Source organism: Acinetobacter sp. CFCC 11171, assembly GCF_003268405.1.
Classification (GTDB): domain Bacteria; phylum Pseudomonadota; class Gammaproteobacteria; order Pseudomonadales; family Moraxellaceae; genus Acinetobacter; species Acinetobacter amyesii.
Genome location: NZ_LQXP01000001.1, coordinates 74543 through 96449, shown reverse-complemented (window position 1 = coordinate 96449; position 21907 = coordinate 74543). Strand labels below are relative to the sequence as shown.

Sequence of the window (21907 nt, the reverse complement as noted above, 5' to 3'; positions counted from 1 at the left end):
TGACAATTTTTGTCGGGAATATACGATTGTATTTAAAGGCCTACACCTTAATTTTAGTTGAAAAGTGAAGTACCTGTCACACCAATCGTGATTCCGCCAATACTAAATATTTAGATTTTATTTGAATTGTTAATAAGTGACAAATCACGGCAATTGAATGATTAATAAAAAGAAAATAGCATTAAATTTATTGTAACTTATTGATTTATATATTTTATGTAAGTCTCTTAATTGGGTTTTTTTGTGGCTAATTGGGGAATAGTAGTGAAAAGTGTGATAGGTTTTTCATATAACAAATTATCAATTTGTATTGTGTCATTAATGTTAGTTGCTTGTGGTGGCAGAGGCGGTGGTGATAGTTCAAGTGGTTCTGCATCAACTGCAAATTATCCAGAACCGACCCAAGACATAGTCGATGATACCAGTATTGGCTTTTATGACTACGATGCAAATGATGCTGTTCGTGAAATACGAAATGATTTAGTCGGCAACTTTTCAGCGCAAGTTCAATTTGGTCAAAGTCATGTCGTCGATCCGAATGCGAACGAATCCAAGAAAATGCCACGGTTAACCAGTGAAAAAGAAGCGCTGCTTATCGTGACGCCAACACTTGATATGCAAAACATCAAGCAACTCAAAGTAGAAATCTATCAAAACAACCGCTTAATTCGTACCGCGACATTGGATGATCCGACGCAAATGCCTGTTTCAGACCAGAGTGGGCAAAGAGGTCGTCCAGATGTTTGGTACAGTAAACGCGCGTGGACCACGAAACTCAATTGGGATGAAGTTAAACCCGGTCTAAGATTAAAATTTATTGACGCAAATAAAGTCAGCGGTGAATTGGCTGAAGATAAAATCGATTTTGCTGCACCAGGTGAATTGGTGTTGAATAATATCCGTATAGGAATGTTGACAGATACACCCAAATCTTCAGGTCATTACATGCTTTTAGAGCCTGAAAAAGCAGGGACAGATTACTTTCAGACTATTCCAGCTGCAGAAATGACGGTTGCACAATATGATGATATTCAGTTAACACGTGCAATGGTATCTTCAGGTGTTATTTATGACAGTAAAAGTGCCGGAGATGGTGGTGTTTATGCAGGAGACATGCGTGAGGATGTCGGTAAATCAACCTTTAGTGTTGGTATAAACCTTGCTAACTGGGGTATTACCAGTGCATCTATGGCCAACCAAAGTCAGCCACAATTAACCCAAACAGTAGTTGTCCATCATACGAAGGGGAACTATGTCAATGGTGTGCATACTCATGGACTGAGTGGTGGTAATGGCATGCTCACGCTTTATGATTCTGTAGGGAATGAATTTAGCCATGAAATTGGCCATCACTATGGTTTAGGACATTACCCTGGTCAGGTAGGTGACAATCTATTTTGGGCTGCACATCATGCGGACAGCGGATGGGGTTATATTGCCAATCGCAATATGATGCGCGGAAATCTATCATGGACGGCGACATGGAAGTGGGATGGAGCGAATGGTATCCCAAATTTTAAAAATCTGTTTCCGTACGGAAAAGATGCCATGTCCGGCGGGTATCCTGATAGTAATGTATCACGCTACACACACTATACGGGTTACAGCACATTCCTGAAAATTCAACCACACTTTGACCGTTATGTCTGGGATGAAACTTCGCCTACCGGCTACAAAAAGTGGAACAAAACCACTCGTGAAATGGAAGTCGCTCAACCGAAGATGCCAAATTCTACGGCTCCGGTTTGGTATAACGCAGATCAAAATTATCCACGACCACGGGTCTTTGGTCAGCCCGTAATTACCATTTTAGGGGGCTATGATCCAGTCAATCAAGTTGGTTTGTTGTATCCTGCTGCACGTTCAAACTGGGGTAATGTGTATGACTTAAATGCTGCCAATACCGCTTTGGATCAAGCGGCATGTTGGTTGAATGTGCAATACACGAATAAAGTCAACAATATTGCTTTAGCACCTGCACGATTAGGCAGTAATGCCAATAAATTGCATGTCAATTTAGCTTTGGCAGATCAACCACAGAAAGTTGATTTGTATTGTAAAAAAGCAGGTGAAGAAGCCAAGTTATTAGCAAATATTGATATTCCAGTCTACAGTACAGCGATCAAGCCGGCCGTCAAAATTGGACGTCAGCATGGTTATAGTGCATTGCGTGCTATCGAACTTCCTCAATTAGAAAGTGCTTTGGAAGCGCAAGCTGTAAATGCTGTTGTTGCACTTAATCCAACTGAAAAAATGCTGTACGAGTCCTATAAAAATGACAAGTCATTGATGAATAGTGTGGCGCGTCAGCAATTAACCCGTTATGAGTCGCAACAAAACACAGCATACCGACTAAATCGTTGGATGAATGTGTATGCACAAGACCTAACCAATCAAGTACCTGAGGCGCAAAGCGCGCTCGAAGCATTTATGAAAAAGCTTTCAGTCACTCAAGAAGGTTTGTTCGAGCAGGCGACATTGATCAAAAATGGTAACAATTGTTTGAAATCTGAAACCTTAACTGATGGAACATTAAATTTATACATCAGTGGCCCAAGCGGTTGTACGGCGGACGAATCGGAACAGTGGGTATATGATGCCATTGGCCGTATACACAGTAAGTCAAATCCAGATCAATGCATAACAGGCAACGGTGGTTCAGCTAAAGTGACGCTAGAACGTTGCGTGTTAAATCAAACCAACCAAATTTGGACCATGGACCCTGCGACTACAACGATTCGTCAAAGTGGTCAATGCATGGATTTAAATACGGGACGTTTGCAAAATAACCGTGCGGATTTAATTCGATATAGCTGTACCAACGGTGGCAATCAACGTTGGACAAATTTGACAGCAAGCAAAAACTTATTATGGACATATTTATCAGCGACGAATATGAAACTGATTAATAAATAATCTGTAAATAGAAAATAAGGTCCAATAAGGACCTTATTTTTTTGCTTTTAAAAATCAATAGGCACAAAAAAAGCCCTAAAAAGGGCTTTTTTCATCGCAACAAATTAGTTAGCTAAAGCTTTAACTTGTGCATTTAAACGGCTCTTATGACGAGCAGCTTTGTTTTTATGGATGATGCCTTTATCAGCCATACGGTCGATTACAGGAACAGCTTTTTTGTAAGCTTCTGTAGCGACAGCATAATCACCAGCAGCAATAGCAGCTACTGTGCGTTTAAGATAAGTACGAACCATAGAACGTAAGCTTGCGTTGTGTTGACGTGCTTTAACGTTTTGACGAGCACGTTTTTTTGCTTGAGCAGAGTTTGCCACTCGTGCACTCCTTGAAATAGATTGGTCTGGGCGGGCTGAAATTACATCTGAAAACCAACATCAGAAGAACTATCACCAGCCCGTAAACAAGTGCCATATTGTGATTAAACTAAGCGCTTAAGTCAAGTCTTGACATGCTTTGACAACATTTTAGATGCAGAAAAATTTTAAAGAAAACGTTAGATTAGTCTAAAGTGATTGAGATTGTATGAAAAATGACTAAAAGTATAGAGAATGCAATTGTCATTGGGGCAACAGGATTGGTCGGGCGGGAACTGGTTCGTCAGCTCAGTCAAAATACAGGATGTAAGAATATTACGGCTGTTGTACGTCAACGTGACCATGAACTGAATGGACTGGCAAAAGTTCAACAAATGGTGATCAGTGACTTTCTTTCTCTGACTCAGGATGATGTGAGAGATTATAGTCATGCCTTTAGTTGTTTAGGCTCGACCATTAAAAAAGCAGGGTCTAAAGATCATTTTTATCAAATTGATTTTAGCATCAATGCGCATTTTGCTGAATTATTAGAATATACAGAAACCCATTTGATCATTGTCAGTGCTATGGGCGCTGACGCTAATTCCGCATTTTTTTATAATCGAGTCAAAGGGGAATTAGAATATTATTTAAAAACCTTAAAGTTAAATCAACTTTCGATATTAAAGCCTTCGCTGTTACTTGGTGAGCGTAATGAATCTCGACGTTTAGAAGATGCGACACAGAAACTTTATATGCGCTTTTCGCATTTTGTACCTGATCGTTTCAAATTTAAGCCAGTGACAGCACAGCAAGTGGCTCATACTATGGTCGAGGCGGCACAAACTCAGACTGAAAAGTTCGAGATTTATGATAATTTACGCATACTAACAATTAAATGAGGGAAATACCGTGTCTACAGTTCCATTCGTCACTTGTGATTTACTTGATGATCATCCAGACAAAGAATTACAAGTGGTGATCCCGTCTTTGGATGGTAAATTCTTTCAAAGTTATGGTGCACGAAAAAGTTTTGGCGGTCAGGTGGTGACGGTTAAATGTTTTGAAGATAACTCTCGTGTTAAAGAATTATTGGCAACCGATGGTACGGGTAAAGTATTGGTTGTGGATGGTGGCGCTTCGATGCGCTGTGCCTTGATGGGCGATATGATTGCTGAATCTGCAGTCAAGAATCATTGGAATGGTGTCATTATTTACGGCTGCGTGCGTGATGTCGATGCAATAGCCGAACTTGATTTAGGTGTGCATGCTTTGGCCGCAATTCCACAAAAAAGTAACCGCAAAGGCGTGGGTGAAACAGATATTCCATTAAGTTTTGGTGGTGTAAACATTCAGTCTGGTGATTTTATCTATGCTGATAATAACGGCATCGTTGTTTCAAAAGAGCAATTGGTTGCTTTATAAGCGTACTTGAATTTTTAGTCGTGGAATGAAAGCGTAATTCTTGCTCATACACGACGATATAAATGTGAAAAAGAAAATACAAACATCAGCTGAGGACTCTCGGCTGTTGTATAAAAATATGAAATAAAAAAAGAAAGGAAAAAAGTATGTTGTTGCATCAATTAAAAGTGGCGCAAGCGTTGCTCTCAGGCGTAGCAGAGGGCGGACGTGGTACAAATGGGACGCCTTATCCGAAACAACCTGAAAAAGCCCTTAAACTGTACGAATTTGAAGGTTCTCCGTATTGCCGTCGTGTGCGTGAAGTTTTGACCACACTTAATTTGGATTATGAGGTTTATCCATGTCCCAAAGGGGCTAAAAAGTACCGTTTAGAGGTACAGAAATTGGGTGGAAAACAACAATTTCCTTTCTTGGTGGATGACAATACAGGGGATCGTTTGTACGAATCTCAGCAAATTATTCATCATCTATTTAAACATTATGGCAAAACAGGTCAGACTCCTAAGAAGTATGCCAATTATCCTAAAATTCCGTATGTTGCCTTTGTTGGAACATTAATTAATGGGGCTCAAGGGGTGTGGGTGCAGCGTAAAGTTATCCATCGTGATGCACCAAGTCAACTCTTAGAACTATGGGGTTTTGAAGCGAGTCCATATACACGCATCGTACGTAGCGCATTGTCTGAAATGGAATTGGCATATACCTTTCATAATGTGGCTAAGGAGCGTTGGCAAGATCAAGGATTAGCGATAATGCGCTTAAAACCTGGTAAATATGTACCTCTAAAAGGTGGTAAGCGTGAACAAGTGTTAAAAATCATGGGGAACAATATTCAAGTACCATACTTGAAAGATCCTAATACTGGTGTAGAACTTTTTGAATCTGAAAAAATTGTGCAATATCTGAAAAAGCAATATTTGAGCTAATCTCACTTAAGTTTAAGCTAAGTACAGTGTATAGTCAGACTGATGGCTATACACATATTGTAATGTTAAGTGGATTTAAAATTAGAAGAAAAATGCATCATAACTGCATAAATTGAATTAGAATAAATTGTTAAAAATAAGAAATTTACTTAATTACAGGGATATCCTAAAAGGATTAAACTCGTTAATGTAAAAGACATTTCATTTTTCGGGGGAAGTAAATCATGTCACCACAAGAAGTCATACTACCCGTACCTGTGCTCGTCGTTGAAGATGAGGAAATTATTCAATTACGTTTACGTCAAATTTTGACGGAGCTGGGTTATAAGCGTGAAGAGCTTATCTTCACCAAAAATGTTAAAGAATCTATTCAAGCCGTAGAGACACAACCGATATCCTTAGCCTTAGTTGACTTAGGTTTGCCTGATGGTAGTGGTATCGAAATTATTGAAAAAATACGTTCCCTCGAAAGTAATACTATGATCTTGGTTGTCTCTGCATGGAGTACACAAGAAAGCTTATTTGCTGCGATTAAAGCAGGCGCAACAGGCTATGTATTAAAAGAACGTGATGATGCTGAAGTGCTTTTATCTATTCGGAGTATTTTACGTGGTGGGGCGCCGATTGACCCATTTATTGCACGAGAAATCCTAAAACAAATATCCGAAGCTGAAGCACCAAGTCCAGAACAAACAGTCGCCGATGAAGCAGACTTAAATCTGCTGACCAGTCGTGAAAAAGAAATTTTATGTTTGGTTGCTCAAGGTTTGAGTAATCGTGAGATTGCTGAACAGCTTTTTGTATCACGCTATACCGTAGAAAGCCATATTAAACATATTTACCGAAAATTAGCCGTAACGAAACGAACCAAAGCCGTGAGTACAGCAAGATCTATGGGTATTTTATAATGCGTAAAGGAGGATATTTTTTATTATTTATCCTCTGTTTAGTATGGGGGAGCTTGAGTCATGCAGAGCAAGTTTTCCCTGTAAATGATCAATGTAATGTAACTGTGAATAGCATTTCACGGGTGAAAACACCATCCAATCAAGAATTACCCAGAACGGGATGGAAAACCACACAATTACCTGATCGTTGGAAAGAAGATAAAGACTGGGAAGGTTATCAAGGTGGTGCTTGGTATAAACTAGACTGGTCTTGGTACTGTAAAAATAATGCCCGTTTGGCAGAACCCATCGTACTATATATTGATTATATCATTAATACGGGTTCAGTCTTTCTGAATGGCGACTTGCTGTGGACCAATAAAAATCTTCAAGAACCGATTTCTAAAAGTTGGAATGTTGCGCGCTATTGGATTTTACCGATAAGTGGAATCAAACATGATCATAATGAAACTTTGATCTATGTGTATGGTTACTCAAGTTTAAATGCTGGCTTGGGCCCAGTAGTATTTAATAATGTAATGGCAACGGTAGAGCAAGCCGAAAAAACAACATTTACACGTCGGACCATATTACAGTTAAATATTTTTCTTTCTGGGGTCTTGGGTCTAATTTGCTTTATCATTTGGTTGATGCGTCCTCGTGATACCAGTTTTGGCTGGTTTGCGCTTTCAACAGTGCTGTGGATTTTATTTCTCAGTAATGCCCTGACTACTGAAACCTTTCCATACCCAGATTCGGTTTTTTCTGCCAAAGCTAATCTGATATTTGCAATGCTGTACTTTCAGTGTTTTAGCATCTATATCTTGCGCTTTCTTGGACGTAAATTTCCGCGCATTGAACTGTCATTTACCATGCTGACAGCTGCACTGATTGGTGTGGTGTGTATTTGGCCGTTTGAGCGAAATGCGGATGTTTCAAACATTATATTCTTGCTGTATTGCGCATTCTTTTTTATCACCTACCTCTATCTCTGTAGGATTAGTTTCAAAGAAAGAAGAAGAGACTATATTTTACTCGCATCCTGTATGACGGCGATTATTGTGATTGTCATTGCAGACATCACGGTCTTGATCCTCTTTCCAAAAGAAGGTTTTACACCGTTATCACCTTTTACCTCACCGATTATTACCTTATTTATAGTGGTGATCTTGGGGGCGAGGCTCAATCGTAATATACAAAAAATTGAAAAATATAATGATGATTTGGCATTTGAAGTTCAGAAAGTCAGTGATGAACTATGTAGTAGCTTGAATGATAAACATCAGCTTGAACTGAGTAATGTACGCCTGCAGGAACGGATTAAATTATCGCATGATCTGCATGATGGTCTGGGCGCATCCATTGTGCGCTCGATGATCTTGGTTGATCAGTGTGAAAGTAATATTCCAAACAGACAGTTCTTGTCGATGTTGAAATTATTGCGCGATGATTTAAGGCAAATTATTGATAGTGGATCATCTTTAGACAGTAAAGTGCCAGATTCACCTTTGCTCTGGGTCGCACCTGTTCGACATCGCTTTAGTCAGTTGATGGATGAAGTGGAAATGAATGCCAAATGGTGTATTCCTTCGCAGTGGGCGATCAAACCAACGGCAATTCAGTGTCTGACTTTAATACGAGTGATTGAAGAAAGCCTGACCAATATTGTGAAACATAGCCAAGCAAATCATGTCAATGTCACGCTGTCACAGTTCGAAAATGGCGCATTGTTATTAACTATTGAAGATGATGGCGTCGGTTTTGATGTTGAGAGTGTTTCAAATCATGGCATGAGTATCGGTATGAGAAGTATGAAAATGCGTGTGGAGCGTATAGGCGGAAATTTCAAAATTCATTCTCAGCAAGGCTGTACCATTATTCAAACAGAAATTAATTTAAAATCAGCTGCATAAAATAATATGTTGAAATAATAAAAATGATGATCAATTCGATATTAAGTCATCTAAAGCGCATTGCATTCTTCTGCTGTGTCACTTTTATAGCAGCTTGTGGTTCGCAGGATCATGCGCCTAAACCAGGTGAGTATGGGCAGATTTTGTTCCAGCATGCGGTGTTAAGTACCGAAGAAATTCAACAATTACTCAGTGAAAGTCAAAGCGATATAAATACATTAAACACTAAAAATTTTGCAGTGGATTACACGGCGACATCCAATCAAAACCCATATCGTGCAGTCTTGTTGGTCAGAGGTAGGGCAATGACCAGTGGTGAGGTATCTGTAAAATTTCAAATTGATAACTACAATGCCGCTATTCAACAAACCTCAAGCAATCTTATGCAAATGGGTGCAGGTATTGATCAGGTTGAACGATTAGAAACATTGGATGCAGGACAAGAATTTACTTTTGTTATGGACGGTGCCCCTTTTTCAGTCAATGCTGCCAACGACCCAAATAGCATGACCAGTCAACTGAGTTTGTTAGAGTCGAGGAATGTGGAGTTTCAAAGTATTGAACTACAAATTTGGCAAGGCAAAGGTAGTCAATACGGCGTAATGCGTTATCTTTGGTTTATTGGATTTGTGTTGTTGATAGTATGGGTTTATCACGTCATCGTGGAAAAAAAAGCCGATCAAGTCGAAGATTTTTTAAATCGTAGAAAGCGAAAATAATGCTATTCAGCAGTATAAAAAGGGAGCATGACGCTCCCTTTTTATTGAGTTTATTCAGCTTCCGTTGGGACGAGCATCAGCACAGATTCATTTAATAGCATGGCAATATCCTCTAAGATATCAGCATCATATAAAGATTCGTCTAGCGCTAGACTTTGGCCATCGGCAATGGTTTTTAAATGCACTGCAAATTCGTCTGAGATACAGATTCCTTCGCCATTTGCCCAAAACAAAATATCACCGTCTTGCTCTGTATATAGTAAGCGTGAAGCCGGTTCTAACATGAGCTGATAGCCTTGATCTAGAGCTTCCTCTAAATCACCAGTGCCGATTTCTTCGGCTTCAGGAATATTGTCAGGATATTTAGGTTCTGACATTAAGCTCATGATTGCATCTTCAAGTACGGTTGAATTTTGCAATTGTTCAAATAACTTTTCTTTTAAATACTCAAGTTCATTTTCAGTCACTTGGCCGATCGCACTGATTTGATCACGTAAAATATCAGTTAATGGATTTTTAAGTAGGGGGTTGTCTGTGAATTTGTCTGTCACTCGATCCATCATTTCAGTGACATTTGGCATGCGGAAGCCAAATGAATAGGTCAGACATTCATCTTCAGCTACGCCATAGTGTGATAGGCCTGGTGGCACATAAAGTAAGTCGCCGGGAGCAAGCACTTCATCAAAATGTACGTCCATTTCTGGTAGTAAGCGAAGTGGTTGACCTTCTACAAATGCAGTATCTGCATCACACATCTGACCCAATTGCCAACGGCGATGACCATAGCCTTGTACGAGGAAGACATCGTAAAAATCAAAATGTTGTCCGACAGAGCCGCCTTTTTGTGCATACGACACCATGATGTCATCACGACGCCATTGCGGAATAAATGAAAACTGCTTCCAAAGCTCGGCTAGGTCAAAAGAATAATGATCGACAGCTTGAACCAATAAAGTCCACAGTTTCGGCATTTTTTGAAAATCGGCTTTAAGTAGTGGGGAAGATTTCACTGTCCATTGGTTAGGATCACGATCTTTTTGTTTGATGAGACGTGCAGTGACGTTATCTTCTAAAGCCAATTCAAGAACATCTTTCGGTTCAAGTATTTGGGTAATTTCAGGGAGTGCATTACGAACCAATAATGGTTTTTTTTGCCAATATTCGGCAAGGAATTGTTCAGCGCTGATGCTGCCGAGGATGTCAAGAGAATGAGCCATAGCTAAATACATACAATTTCAATGGATATATTGTCCCTTGAGATTCCTGTTTTTAGCAAGGCTCTATTTCATTAAATTATTGTGATTAGCTTGAGACTATTTTAAAGGATTGTCTTTGAGATATTGCATGACTAATTTTTCAACTTCCAAATCATAGCTATTGGCAGCAGCCGTAGTCGCTGAAAATTTCATGAATTGCTCAAAATGTGCATTGGTATCAATTTTAGTATTTTCTTTATCAGACATTAATTTGAAATGATTCGGCATGACTTTTGCCATCATTTCAACATTTTCGGTTTGTAGTTTTAGAAGTTTTTTCACTTCAACTGTTTGTGGTTGAATGCTTTCAAATTTTTGTTTGCCTAGAGCAACCAGTTTATTGATTTGTTGTTCTGGCGTGTTACTACCACCGGTTTTGGTTTTAGTGCCCAGTTGTTGAATGATTTGCTCCTGCATCGCAGCGCCTTGTTGTTCTAATTCAGCATAGATAAATTTATATTGAACCCACTCATTGACTAAGTTTTTGTTGTATTGCTGAGAGTTGGTCACAGTTTGATTCACTGTATTGGTATGACCGTTTGTCGAACAAAATAGAAGGCTAATGCTAATGAGGCTAGATGAAATTAAATTAAACGTTTTCATGTTTTCAGTTCTTGGTTGTAATAAATAAGTAAGTGACTTTTTAATCATTAGCCCATAAAGAGCTAATGATGTGTTTATTATGCTGTAACAGATAAAGATTTTAAAATTATGGGACTAAGATCTTAAGCTCACGCAAAATATTGCAGAGTTTAATCATCGGCATACCCATGAGTGTAGTTTGGTCTTGCCCGATCATTTCTTCAAATAAGCTAATCCCTAAACTTTCACATTTAAAACTGCCAGCGCAGTGTAACGGTTGTTCAACCTGAACATAACGTTCAATTTCAGGCAAGCTAAGTTTGCGAAACTTCACTTTATAGTGCTCGACAAGGGTTTGTTCAAAACCTGTCGATTTTTGTTGGACACTGAGTGCCGTACTGAAATAAACGATTTTGTCAGAATTGGCTTGAAGCTGCTTAATGGCTTTTTCATCGCAAAGCGGTTTACCGATAAAAATATCTGGTGCGCCTTCGCGCCATGCGACTTGGTCAGAACCAATCACAATCGCGTCTGGGTATTGGTTTGCAATTGCTGAAGCTTTTTCAAATGCCAGTCGCTTTGCTAACTCATCAGCGTGGTTCTCACCACGAGGTGTTTCGTCTATATCTGGTACGATTGAGAGGTAATCAATCCGTAAACGGTCCATTAGGTCTTTACGGGTTTGGCTGCTAGAAGCCAAAATGATTTTGGGAGTACTCATTACACTGCATATTCCATAAGTACATCAAGCGGTACATAAGACAGCGCCGCTTGGTGACACGCTTGTATTTTAATAGGTGGGGCAAATCCTTCTTGATACGCTTCCACCCAGCGAGTCACACAGATACACCAGAAGTCACCAGGTTGTAATCCTGGAAAACCAACTTCGGGTAAAGGTGTGATTAGGTCATTGCCAACTTTTTGGGAAAAGTTTAAAAATTCAGATGTCATTTGTGCACACATCGTATGCTGACCAAGGTCTGTTGTTGCTGTATGGCAAAAGCCATTTCTAAAATATCCGGTAATCGGATCAAAACAACAGCTTGCCAAGGGTTCGCCTAAAACATTTAAACGATTAATATTTGGGTCTGGATGAATCGACATAAGCGCTGAATCTTTATAAGGCTTTTCGCTATCATAACAAAACTTTGGCTCGACATAGCTTTTCTGCAAAAGAAGCTAACGTTTTTCTGCATAATCATTTAAAATCGTCGCGTTTTGATATCAATAAAAGAGAGTAATGCATGAACTTTCAGCGTATGACTGACCTAGATTTGGCGGGTAAACGTGTTCTGATCCGTGAAGATCTTAACGTACCAGTTAAAAATGGCGTGATTACAAGCGATGCACGTTTACGTGCGGCGTTGCCAACAATTAAAGCAGCTTTAGAAAAAGGTGCTGCTGTAATGGTGTATTCACACTTAGGTCGTCCTGTTGAAGGTGAGCCTAAAGCAGAACAGTCTCTAGCACCTGTAGCCGCTTATTTAACAGAAGCTTTGGGTCAAGATGTTCAATTGATCACTGACTATTTGGATGGTGTTGACGTTATGCCAGGTCAAGTGGTTTTACTTGAAAACTGCCGTTTCAATGTAGGTGAAAAGAAAAACAATCCTGAATTATCTGCTAAATATGCAGCACTTTGTGATGTCTACGTTATGGATGCATTTGGTACGGCTCACCGTGCAGAAGCATCGACTGAAGGCGTAGCACGTTGTGCAAAAGTGGCTGCTGCAGGTCCTTTACTTGCTGCTGAGCTTGACGCGCTAGGTCGTGCACTTAAAACTCCTGCAAAACCAATGGTTGCGATTGTTGCAGGCTCAAAAGTTTCTACTAAATTAGATGTATTAACTTCACTATCTGACATCTGTGATCAATTGATCGTGGGTGGTGGTATTGCCAATACATTCTTAGCTGCTGCAGGCTTCAATGTTGGTAAATCACTTTGTGAAAATGACTTGATCGATACAGCAAAAGCCATTGCTGCAAAAGTATCTGTACCACTTCCAACAGATGTTGTTGTTGCTGATGCTGCTGAAATTGATTTTGCAGACTTCCTCGGTTCATTAGCTGCTGCTAAAGCTGTCGTGAAAAAAGTTGAAGATGTAACAGACAACGACATGATTTTGGATGTGGGCCCTGAAACTGCAAAAGCATTTGCTGAGATTTTGAAAACTTCAAAAACTATTCTATGGAATGGTCCAGTAGGTGTGTTTGAAGTTGATCAATTCGGCGAAGGCACCAAAGCATTGTCTTTAGCGATTGCAGAATCTGAAGGCTTCTCGATCGCGGGTGGTGGTGACACGCTTGCTGCAATTGATAAATATGAAGTTGCAGACAATATTGGTTACATCTCGACTGGTGGTGGTGCTTTCCTTGAATTCGTTGAAGGTAAAACTCTTCCTGCTGTAGCAGCGCTTCTTGACCGTGCTTAATTTAGTATTATTAATAAGATAGTACAGTATTAAAAAAGGTTGGCTTCGGTCAGCCTTTTTTTATCGCCCATTCATTTTGCCGTCATCAAAGTGCAATATTTCTGCAATAAAATTTATCGCAACACCTAATTCGCAGTAGTAGGAAACAACGATGAACTTAAAACTTGCACTTGCTGTACTTTTAATCGCACCATTAACTTTGACAGCTTGTGCTAAAAAAGAGTCTGCACCAACGGAATCAGAAGCATCTGCTGTTGCCGTAGACAATGCTCAAACAACGCCAGAACAACAAAAAGCCATTGATGAACTTGATAAGCCAGTATTGGATGAAAAGAACCAAGATGTTCCTGCTGAAATTGCAAATGCACCTGCAGACGAAGCAACAGCTGACGCTGAAACAGCCGCTTCAGCAGCAGCAGCTCACTAAGATTGTTGTCTTTATTTAAAAAGTCCCTGCAAATGCAGGGATTTTTTTTTAAATAGTGTTATTTGTTGCTGAATTGAAATGATTGAGCATGTAGAATATGCGGCATTACCTGGGAGGATATTATGGCTCTTATTTCATTGCGCCAGCTCTTGGATCACGCCGGCGAACATGCTTACGGCGTACCAGCATTCAACGTAAACAACTTAGAACAAATGCGTGCAATTATGCTTGCAGCAGATGCAACAAATTCACCTGTAATTGTACAAGCATCTGCGGGTGCACGTAAGTATGCAGGCGCTCCGTTCTTGCGTCATTTGATTTTGGCAGCAATAGAAGAATGGCCACATATTCCTGTGGTTATGCACCAAGACCATGGTACTAGCCCTGATGTATGTCAACGTTCTATTCAACTTGGCTTCTCATCAGTGATGATGGACGGTTCTTTAGGTGAAGACGGTAAAACGCCAACTTCATACGAATACAACGTAGACGTGACTCGTCGTACTGTTCAAATGGCACATGCGTGTGGCGTTTCAGTAGAAGGCGAAATCGGTTGTTTAGGTAGCCTTGAAACTGGTATGGCTGGTGAAGAAGATGGTGTAGGCGCTGAAGGCGTACTTGATCATTCTCAGCTTTTAACTTCAGTTGAAGAAGCGCGTTCATTTGTAGCTGATACCAATGTTGACGCACTTGCAATTGCAGTGGGTACTTCACACGGTGCGTACAAATTTACTCGCCCACCTACAGGTGACATCTTAGCGATTGACCGTATTAAAGAAATTCACGCTGCGTTACCAAATACGCATCTTGTAATGCACGGTTCAAGCTCTGTGCCACAAGAATGGTTAGCTGTAATTAATGAATTCGGTGGTAACATCGGCGAAACTTATGGTGTTCCAGTAGACCAACTTGTAGACGCAATCAAACACGGTGTTCGTAAAATTAACATCGATACTGACTTACGTCTTGCATCTACAGGTGCTATGCGCCGTATGATGGCTGAAAAACCAGCTGAATTTGACCCACGTAAATTCTTCTCTGCAACTGTTGATGCAATGAAACAAATTTGTATCGATCGTTATGAAGCATTTGGTACAGCGGGTAATGCTGACAAGATTCGTCCAATTTCTTTAGAGAAAATGGTGAGTCACTATAAATAATTTGTCTTGAGATAGATTATTTTTGAAGAAAAGCCCACAATTAAGTGGGCTTTTCTTTGATTTGAACTTAGAAAAATTGCTTTAAATACAACTCAAGAATAAGAGCGTGTCATGGAATTGATCTTTGCTGCCGCGATTTGCAGTGTTCTCGTTTCAGTAATTCTAAAACTCTGTCGTGATCGGGGTTTTAACGCTGCACAAATGATCACATGGAATTATGCATCTGCGAGTATTTTATGTTTTCTATGGTTTAAGCCGGATCTAGCTCATATTTCGATTAATAAAACGCCGTGGGTTTTAATTGCGGCTTTGGGTGTATTACTGCCGACGATTTTTTATTGCTTAGCACGCTCACTGCAAACAGCGGGTATTTTAAAAACCGAATTGGCTCAGCGCTTATCTGTTGTGCTATCTCTTAGCGCAGCCTATTTTATTTTCAGTGAATATTTTAATGCCATTAAGCTCATTGGTATCGCACTTGGTGTACTTGCGGTATTGCTGATTTTATTTTCACAGCGCAAGGGAAGCATTGATGGAAAGCAGGGTATTTTATTTTTATTAAGCGTTTGGGCAGGCTATGCACTGATTGATGTGCTATTAAAATTTGCTTCAGGTTTGGGCATGCAGTTTGCGGTGACTTTAAATTTGGTGTTTATTTGTGCATTTTTACTTTCGAGCATTTATAACATCGTACAGCACGGCAGTTTGGGACAGACCAAAAATATCCTCGCTGGATTGGGCTTAGGTCTCTTAAACTTTGCCAATATCGCACTGTATGTGAAAGCACACATGTTGCTTAAAGACACACCTGCAATCGTATTTGCTGGCATGAATATTCTGGTCGTAGTTTTAGGCGTGGTTGCGGGCCTCATCATCTTTAAAGAAAAAATGAGAGTCGCAACCGTCTTTGGTTTGATTGCAGGGATCATGAGTGTGGTTTGCTTAGCATATGCCATGTATGTCTAAGATAATTTTTAGCAAAAACGATCGGGTGTTGTAGTAAATCATCCCATTCAGCCACGCCCATGACTAGTCCTTGATCTCGACAGGTTGGACACTCAGGGCAGTGATGATCAGTATATTGATAAGTATGTAGATACATTTGATGGCAATGACCGCATTCAAACTTCATCGGCATTTGTAGTAAATATGACATGTCCCACCTCTGCTTGATTTGTTGTTTTTATTCAATTTATTCAGCAAAGTTCAGACCAATTTATAAATATTATATTTTCACATTGTTGCTAAGTATATCTTTATAAAAAAAGCCCTCGAGTTGAGGGCTTTTAGTTTTAGATGCTTAGTTAACGTGTGAGTTGTTGAAATCGTTGTAAGGTATTTTCAAAATAACATTTACCCACTGCAACGGGGTGTTTTAGGAAATCTTGAGTTTCAATCGTGCCTTGTAACTGACCCGGTTGTTTACAATTTGGGCAGTTTGGATAGCTATGAAGCATATCGCCCGCATATTTTTGTAAATAAACCGTATTGCACGCTTCGCAATGAAATTTCATGGGTAATTTTATAGCTGTAGGCATAGGGAGAGACCTGAGTATATTTTGAGCAGAATATACTCGATAATTGTTTAAATAATAAGTCCCGAAATGACAAAAAAGAGGCAAAATTGCCCCTTTCGTCGGTTTTATGGAAAGCTTAGAGGTGTGTAAAAATTTCTTCAGCATTCAGACGTGATTTAGGTAATTTCGCATTGAAATCATTTTCGCTACGATAGCCTAAAGTCATCAGTACAGAAGGAATCAAGTTTTGTTCAACTAAGCCCAATTCTTCAGTGATGATCGCTTCGTCAAATCCACCAATCGGTGTTGCATCGACACCTTCAATGCCTGCTGCCAAAAGCATTTGACCTAAAGCAATAAATGTTTGGTTTTCAGCCCAACGTTGAATATCACCTTTTTCATTACGATAATAATCGACATAACCTGTACGGCTGTCTTTTTGACCTTGTTTGGCTTTGTCATCTTTAAAGCGACCACTACGATCATCCTGATTTAAAAGATTATCTAAATGCTCTGCAGTGATGTCTGCTTTAGTACAGAATAAAATAGTATGTGATGAATCTAAAACTTTTGGGGCATTGTAGGCATATTTTCCTACTAAGGCTTTGGCAATGCGTTGTTTGGCTGCATCATGATCTGCAATAAAAAAATGCCAAGGCTGAATATTAATGGAAGATGGTGTTAAACGGAGTATTTGTAATAAACGCTCAAATTGTTCCTGTGGAATTTTTTTAGCAGGATTATATGCTTTCGTGGTATAGCGTTGTTTTGATACGTTTAACAGATCCATCGAATATCTCCAGATATAGTTTGCTGTAGTTTAGCGGATAAATGGCCAAATGGTCTAAGGAGAAAATTTTCCAAAGATAGATCTTAGTCGTATATGCTGTACTCATTGGCTAAAAATTAACAGATTTAAGCTGTATGAAGTGCGAATTAGAGTTATATAAAATCATAAGATAGATAAATGCTATTGGTAGTTTTTGCCAAAAGGCGTTTAATCAATTGTAGTTAATCATAGTTTAAGCATGAGACAGCAGCGATGGATTACACCAATCATTTCAAGAAAAAATTAAAAACCGAACAGCAGATTGGTTTGTGGGTCGGTTTAGCCGATGCTTATGGTACTGAAATAGCTGCAAATGCAGGTTATGACTGGTTGCTCATTGATGGCGAGCATGCGCCAAGTGACTTGCGGACGACATTGTCGCAACTGCAAAGTATTGCAGCATATCCTTCGCAGGCTGTGGTTCGACCTCCAATTGGTAGTGTGCAACTGATTAAACAATTGTTGGATATCGGTGCGCAAACCTTGCTCATCCCTATGGTCGAAACTGTTGAACAAGCTCAACTTATGGTTAAGGCAGTACGTTATCCACCCGAGGGTATTAGAGGCGTTGGTGCAGCATTAGCACGTGCAACACGTTGGAACAGTATTCCTGACTATTATGCAAATGCACATGAAAATATCTGTTTACTGATTCAGATTGAGTCAATTGAAGGGATTAAAAACTTAGATGAAATACTGAAAATTGATGGCATCGATGGGGTGTTTATTGGTGCCGTGGATTTGTCGGCGACGATGGGTTATCAAGGGAATCCGAATCATCCTGAAGTACAAAAAACCGTGATTGATGCGATTCAGCGCATACGTAAGGCGGGTAAAGCTGCAGGTATTTTGTCGACACAACATGATGTGACTCAGAAATATATCGAGTTAGGCACAGAATTTGTTGCCGTGGGTGTCGATACCAGTGTGCTCATGAATTCGTTACGTGAACTTTTATCGAAATACAAAAATGATACCCCAGTAACGAAAACAGAAGGTGGTTACTAAGCGATACAGCCTTCGTTATATTATTCACTGTATGGGTAATTAATTTACTCGATGGTTAAAATTTTAATTCAATAATTTTAGCAAAAGTAGTGGCTTAGAGTATATGTAAACTCTACTTTTGCTAATCAAAGCACAATATTGTATACTTCTGCTTAACTCGAAGCGGGTAATGTTCCTGCTTATCTTTTTTATTTAGCTGATTGTGATTTATCTGTATTCAAGCTTCTGACTTGAATCTTATCTTTGTAACTACAGAATTATTATTCCAAACCCGATTGATTAATCTCTTTGTTCTGTCACAAAAAGCTCACATGTTGAGTAAATCTTTTGAATATTTTAAATACTTGGCAAACTGCCAAAGCTGTAAATGGCGATGAAATTAATGTGAAATTGGTGCCTTTGAAACGTCAACAAAATACCAATGCTGGTTTAATTTGGGTTGATGTTGGGCAAATGATTGAATTAGAAACAGGTGAGACATTTAACCTGAATCTAGATGGTAAAAGCTTCTATACTGGCCCAAACCAGCTATATCGCTTAGCCTGAAAGCAAAAAACAGCAGATTATCTGCTGTTTTTTTTGCCTAAAAAAAGCGGCTTAAGCCATTTCAAGGTGTTGATGCTTGTTCGCAACTTGAGCGTGATTTTTATATCGGTATTGCGCCGCACGGTGGTTGTCGGGCAATTTCGCGCCTTGGCCGAAGAGTTTTTCACGCAAGGTTCCGTCAGCATATTCTGTTTGATATACACCACGACGTTGTAATTCTGGTACCACGTATTCCACAATATCTTCAAAACTCTTATGCGCCAATATGTAGGCTAAGTTAAAGCCATCAATACCAGTGTACTCAATCCACTCCTGTAAACGGTCTGCCACGGTTGCTGGAGAGCCGACAATAACAGGTCCGTTACCGCCGACACTGGTCCATTTTGCAATTTCCTCAATCGTCCAAATTTTATCAGGATCTGCCTCTACATAAGATTGCAGCATAGATTGAATGGCATCGGTTTGAATGTATTCCACTTGATCTGTTGGTTTAAACTGAGAAAAGTCGACACCTGACCAGCCAGAAGCCAGGGTCAAGCCGCCGTCATAGCTACCATATTGCTGATATTCACGGAACTTAGCTTGGGCTTTTTCATCGGTTTCATCAACCACTATGGCCAGCATGGTATAGATCAGGACAGAATGGGGATCTTTGCCTTCTTTTACTAAATTATGCCGAATACCTTCGGCCAGTTTTTTTACTGCAATTTGAGTTGGTGCAGAGATGAAAACACATTCCGCATTTTGACTAGCAAACTGTTGTCCGCGTGCTGAAGCGCCAGCTTGATATAAAACCGGTGTACGCTGGGGTGAAGGTTCGCAAATATGAATGCCAGGAACTGTAAAGTATTTTCCTTCATGTTGAATTGGATGCACTTTACGGTGATCGGCAAAAATCCCCTTTTGCTTATCGCGTAGCACAGCATCATCTTCCCAAGAACCTTCCCAGAGTTTATAGAGAACTTCTAAATATTCATCTGCGATATCATAGCGGTTATCATGGCTGACTTGAGTTTTCAGACCTAGATTTTTAGAGCCACTTTCTAGATAGGAAGTCACAATGTTCCAACCTGCACGGCCTTTCGTCAGGTGATCTAAAGTACTCATACGCCTTGCGAAAGGATAGGGGTGCTCAAATGAAATTGAAGTCGTGACACCAAAGCCTAAATGTTTGGTGACGGCTGCCATTGCGGGAACAATTTGCAAAGGATCATTCACTGGCACTTGCACTGCGCCAGTCAGCGCATGTTCAGCAGAACCATAATAGACATCATAGATACCCAAAACATCTGCTATAAAGACACCATCAAATTTTCCGCGTTCTAAAATTTTAGCTAAGTCGGTCCAATATTCTAGGTCTTTGTATTCTGTAGAACGGTCTAATGGATGACGCCATAGACCGGGTGACTGATGTGCAATACAGTTCATTTCAAAGGCATTGAAGCGAATATTTTTAGACATGATTTTTTACTGAGTTATTTAATCTCTTGCATAAGAGGGTATATAAAAATACAGCTGCATTTATTAATAAAAAGTCAAAAACAAATCTGAATAAATGCTAATCATAATTTTTGAATAGTTCATATATTCATGTGGATAAGCAGATATTTTTTTTGTTTGGTACGGCTTATAAAGATTTTGTTTGACAATTAAAAATGTAAATTCTATGTCATGAAAACTGATTTGTTTTGATGATAATTCTATAAATAATCAAAATAAAAAGTGCTAGCTTATTTGAATAATATCTAAACTGAGCATTTTAAGAATGACTTCAAAAATTGAAATTAAACTAAAAGAGGCGCAAAACATTCCGCGCGATTTCTATCAATCTAACGGTTTAGCGCATATTATTCGATCTGATCAAGAAGCTATCGAGGTTGCTGAACAATTAGCTGTGGAATTTACAAAAGAATCAGCTAAACGCGATCATGAACGCCGCTTACCTTTACAGGAAGTACAGCAATATTCAGCATCAGGCTTGTGGGGCATTACTGTACCGCGTCAATTTGGTGGTGCAGGAGTGAGTTATAAAACCCTTGCAGAAGTGGTCAAAATTATTTCTAGTGCAGACTCATCCCTAGGACAAATTGCCCAAAACCATTGGGCCTTTGTCGAGCATATTCGTTTGGATGCAAATCCATCACAGCAAGAGTTTTTCTTTGATCAAGTCTTACAAGGTAAACGCTTTGGCAATGCATTTTCAGAAAAAGGTTCCAAAACAGTTGCAGATTTAACAACAGCCATTGAGTTTAAAGATGATCATGCGCTCATTAATGGTCAAAAATTCTTTGCAACAGGCGCTTTGCTTGCACATTGGATACCTGTGGTTGCAGTGAATGATGGAAAGCCTTATGCAGCCTTAGTACCCCAGCATACGCCGGGTTTAACAATTATTAATGACTGGAGTGGTTTTGGACAAAGAACGACAGTCAGCGGTTCTGTACTGTTGGACAATGTCAAAGTGGATTTAAATCACATTGTACCCATTCATCAAGCTTTTGAACGTCCAACGGCTGCGGGCGCTATTTCTCAATTCATTCAATCTGCTGTCGATGCTGGTATTGCGCGCGGTGCGATTAATGAAACGATTCAATATGTGCGTCAGCATGCACGTCCTTGGATTGATTCGGGCTTAGAAAAGGCGGTGCAAGATCCGTATACGATTGCCAACATCGGCGAGTTGAAAATTAAACTCCGAGCTGCAGAGGCAGTGTTGGCTTTGGCGGGTGAAGCGATAGACCGAGCCGTAGAGAACCCAACAGAAGAAACGGTGTCAGAGGCAACACTACTAACAGCAGAATCTAAGGTCCTGACGACTGAAATTGCGTTACTTGCGGCGAATAAACTATTTGAACTCTCAGGCACACGATCAACGTTGTCTGAGCTGAATTTAGACCGTCATTGGCGTAATGCGCGCACGCATACTTTGCACGATCCCGTACGTTGGAAGCTGAATATTGTAGGCAACTACTATTTAAATGATGTACCACCGCCGCGCCATGCTTGGAGTTAAG

Annotated in this window: 22 protein-coding genes; 14 read left to right on the top strand and 8 right to left on the bottom strand. The window is 39.8% G+C overall.

Going from position 1 to position 21907, the window contains the following annotated elements:
- Positions 1–321: 321 nt before the first annotated feature.
- Positions 322–2916 (top strand): M66 family metalloprotease, encoded by a 2595-nt coding sequence (locus AVJ20_RS00495; RefSeq protein WP_171319161.1) that lies wholly within the window; start codon positions 322–324, stop codon positions 2914–2916.
- Positions 2917–3020: 104 nt separating this feature from the next.
- On the opposite strand, the gene rpsT is transcribed toward AVJ20_RS00495, so the two are convergent.
- Positions 3021–3287, bottom strand: a complete 267-nt coding sequence (gene rpsT, locus AVJ20_RS00490) for a 30S ribosomal protein S20 (protein WP_078188707.1) — start codon at positions 3285–3287, stop codon at positions 3021–3023.
- A 215-nt stretch (positions 3288–3502) separates the two neighbouring features.
- Between rpsT and AVJ20_RS00485 the strand changes: the two genes are divergently transcribed.
- The 6 genes from AVJ20_RS00485 to AVJ20_RS00460 all read left to right on the top strand — a co-directional run bounded on the left by AVJ20_RS00485 (position 3503) and on the right by AVJ20_RS00460 (position 9136).
- Positions 3503–4168 carry an NAD(P)H-binding protein gene (locus AVJ20_RS00485; RefSeq protein WP_111883746.1) on the top strand — a complete coding sequence of 222 codons (666 nt, stop codon included), beginning with the start codon at positions 3503–3505 and terminating at the stop codon, positions 4166–4168.
- A 10-nt stretch (positions 4169–4178) separates the two neighbouring features.
- On the top strand, positions 4179–4691 hold the full coding sequence (gene rraA, locus AVJ20_RS00480) for a ribonuclease E activity regulator RraA (protein WP_111883745.1): 513 nt from the start codon (positions 4179–4181) through the stop codon (positions 4689–4691).
- A gap of 146 nt (positions 4692–4837) precedes the next feature.
- Complete coding sequence (locus AVJ20_RS00475; RefSeq protein WP_111883744.1) at positions 4838–5617, top strand: glutathione S-transferase N-terminal domain-containing protein; 780 nt, start codon at positions 4838–4840, stop codon at positions 5615–5617.
- A 224-nt stretch (positions 5618–5841) separates the two neighbouring features.
- Positions 5842–6525 (top strand): response regulator transcription factor, encoded by a 684-nt coding sequence (locus tag AVJ20_RS00470; protein WP_078188703.1) that lies wholly within the window; start codon positions 5842–5844, stop codon positions 6523–6525.
- Positions 6525–8417 (top strand): ATP-binding protein, encoded by a 1893-nt coding sequence (locus AVJ20_RS00465; RefSeq protein WP_111883743.1) that lies wholly within the window; start codon positions 6525–6527, stop codon positions 8415–8417. Before AVJ20_RS00470 ends, AVJ20_RS00465 begins: the two co-directional genes overlap by 1 nt.
- Positions 8418–8440: 23 nt before the next feature.
- Positions 8441–9136, top strand: a complete 696-nt coding sequence (locus tag AVJ20_RS00460) for a hypothetical protein (RefSeq protein WP_111883742.1) — start codon at positions 8441–8443, stop codon at positions 9134–9136.
- A 50-nt stretch (positions 9137–9186) separates the two neighbouring features.
- On the opposite strand, the gene AVJ20_RS00455 is transcribed toward AVJ20_RS00460, so the two are convergent.
- The 4 genes from AVJ20_RS00455 to AVJ20_RS00440 form a co-directional block, all read right to left on the bottom strand.
- Positions 9187–10353 (bottom strand): cupin domain-containing protein, encoded by a 1167-nt coding sequence (locus tag AVJ20_RS00455; RefSeq protein WP_111883873.1) that lies wholly within the window; start codon positions 10351–10353, stop codon positions 9187–9189.
- Between the two features lie 96 nt (positions 10354–10449).
- A complete protein-coding gene (locus AVJ20_RS00450; RefSeq protein ID WP_162689708.1) occupies positions 10450–10995 on the bottom strand; it encodes a hypothetical protein in 546 nt (181 codons plus the stop codon).
- A gap of 106 nt (positions 10996–11101) precedes the next feature.
- Positions 11102–11695 (bottom strand): Maf family protein, encoded by a 594-nt coding sequence (locus tag AVJ20_RS00445; protein WP_111883740.1) that lies wholly within the window; start codon positions 11693–11695, stop codon positions 11102–11104.
- Positions 11695–12078, bottom strand: a complete 384-nt coding sequence (locus AVJ20_RS00440; protein WP_078188698.1) for a DUF2237 family protein — start codon at positions 12076–12078, stop codon at positions 11695–11697. The genes AVJ20_RS00445 and AVJ20_RS00440 overlap by 1 nt, the downstream gene beginning before the upstream one ends.
- A 140-nt stretch (positions 12079–12218) precedes the next feature.
- Between AVJ20_RS00440 and AVJ20_RS00435 the strand changes: the two genes are divergently transcribed.
- From AVJ20_RS00435 to AVJ20_RS00420, 4 genes are all read left to right on the top strand, one after another.
- Positions 12219–13406 carry a phosphoglycerate kinase gene (locus tag AVJ20_RS00435; protein ID WP_111883739.1) on the top strand — a complete coding sequence of 396 codons (1188 nt, stop codon included), beginning with the start codon at positions 12219–12221 and terminating at the stop codon, positions 13404–13406.
- Between the two features lie 151 nt (positions 13407–13557).
- A complete protein-coding gene (locus AVJ20_RS00430) occupies positions 13558–13833 on the top strand; it encodes a hypothetical protein (RefSeq protein ID WP_078193510.1) in 276 nt (91 codons plus the stop codon).
- Positions 13834–13955: 122 nt separating this feature from the next.
- Positions 13956–14993 carry a class II fructose-bisphosphate aldolase gene (gene fba / locus AVJ20_RS00425; protein WP_078193509.1) on the top strand — a complete coding sequence of 346 codons (1038 nt, stop codon included), beginning with the start codon at positions 13956–13958 and terminating at the stop codon, positions 14991–14993.
- Positions 14994–15104: 111 nt separating this feature from the next.
- Positions 15105–15959 (top strand): EamA family transporter, encoded by an 855-nt coding sequence (locus AVJ20_RS00420; RefSeq protein ID WP_111883738.1) that lies wholly within the window; start codon positions 15105–15107, stop codon positions 15957–15959.
- 338 nt (positions 15960–16297) lie between these two features.
- Here the strand turns inward: AVJ20_RS00420 and AVJ20_RS00410 are convergent, their stop codons facing one another.
- Both AVJ20_RS00410 and nfsB read right to left on the bottom strand, forming a co-directional pair.
- On the bottom strand, positions 16298–16531 hold the full coding sequence (locus AVJ20_RS00410) for a hypothetical protein (RefSeq protein ID WP_078188692.1): 234 nt from the start codon (positions 16529–16531) through the stop codon (positions 16298–16300).
- Between the two features lie 115 nt (positions 16532–16646).
- Entirely contained in the window at positions 16647–17300 is a 654-nt protein-coding gene (gene nfsB / locus AVJ20_RS00405; RefSeq protein WP_111883737.1) for an oxygen-insensitive NAD(P)H nitroreductase, read from the bottom strand.
- 252 nt (positions 17301–17552) lie between these two features.
- On the opposite strand from nfsB, the gene hpaI reads away from it, so the two are divergent.
- Positions 17553–18347 carry a 4-hydroxy-2-oxoheptanedioate aldolase gene (gene hpaI, locus AVJ20_RS00400; protein ID WP_078193506.1) on the top strand — a complete coding sequence of 265 codons (795 nt, stop codon included), beginning with the start codon at positions 17553–17555 and terminating at the stop codon, positions 18345–18347.
- Between the two features lie 327 nt (positions 18348–18674).
- The gene (locus tag AVJ20_RS00395; protein ID WP_111883736.1) at positions 18675–18893 is read left to right on the top strand and encodes a transposase; all 219 of its coding nucleotides are present in this window, start codon (positions 18675–18677) and stop codon (positions 18891–18893) included.
- A gap of 51 nt (positions 18894–18944) precedes the next feature.
- On the opposite strand, the gene AVJ20_RS00390 is transcribed toward AVJ20_RS00395, so the two are convergent.
- Positions 18945–20354, bottom strand: a complete 1410-nt coding sequence (locus AVJ20_RS00390) for an LLM class flavin-dependent oxidoreductase (RefSeq protein WP_111883735.1) — start codon at positions 20352–20354, stop codon at positions 18945–18947.
- A gap of 304 nt (positions 20355–20658) precedes the next feature.
- Here AVJ20_RS00390 and AVJ20_RS00385 point away from each other — a divergent pair, with 304 nt between their 5' ends.
- Positions 20659–21906 carry an SfnB family sulfur acquisition oxidoreductase gene (locus tag AVJ20_RS00385; RefSeq protein WP_111883734.1) on the top strand — a complete coding sequence of 416 codons (1248 nt, stop codon included), beginning with the start codon at positions 20659–20661 and terminating at the stop codon, positions 21904–21906.
- Position 21907 lies beyond the last annotated feature (1 nt).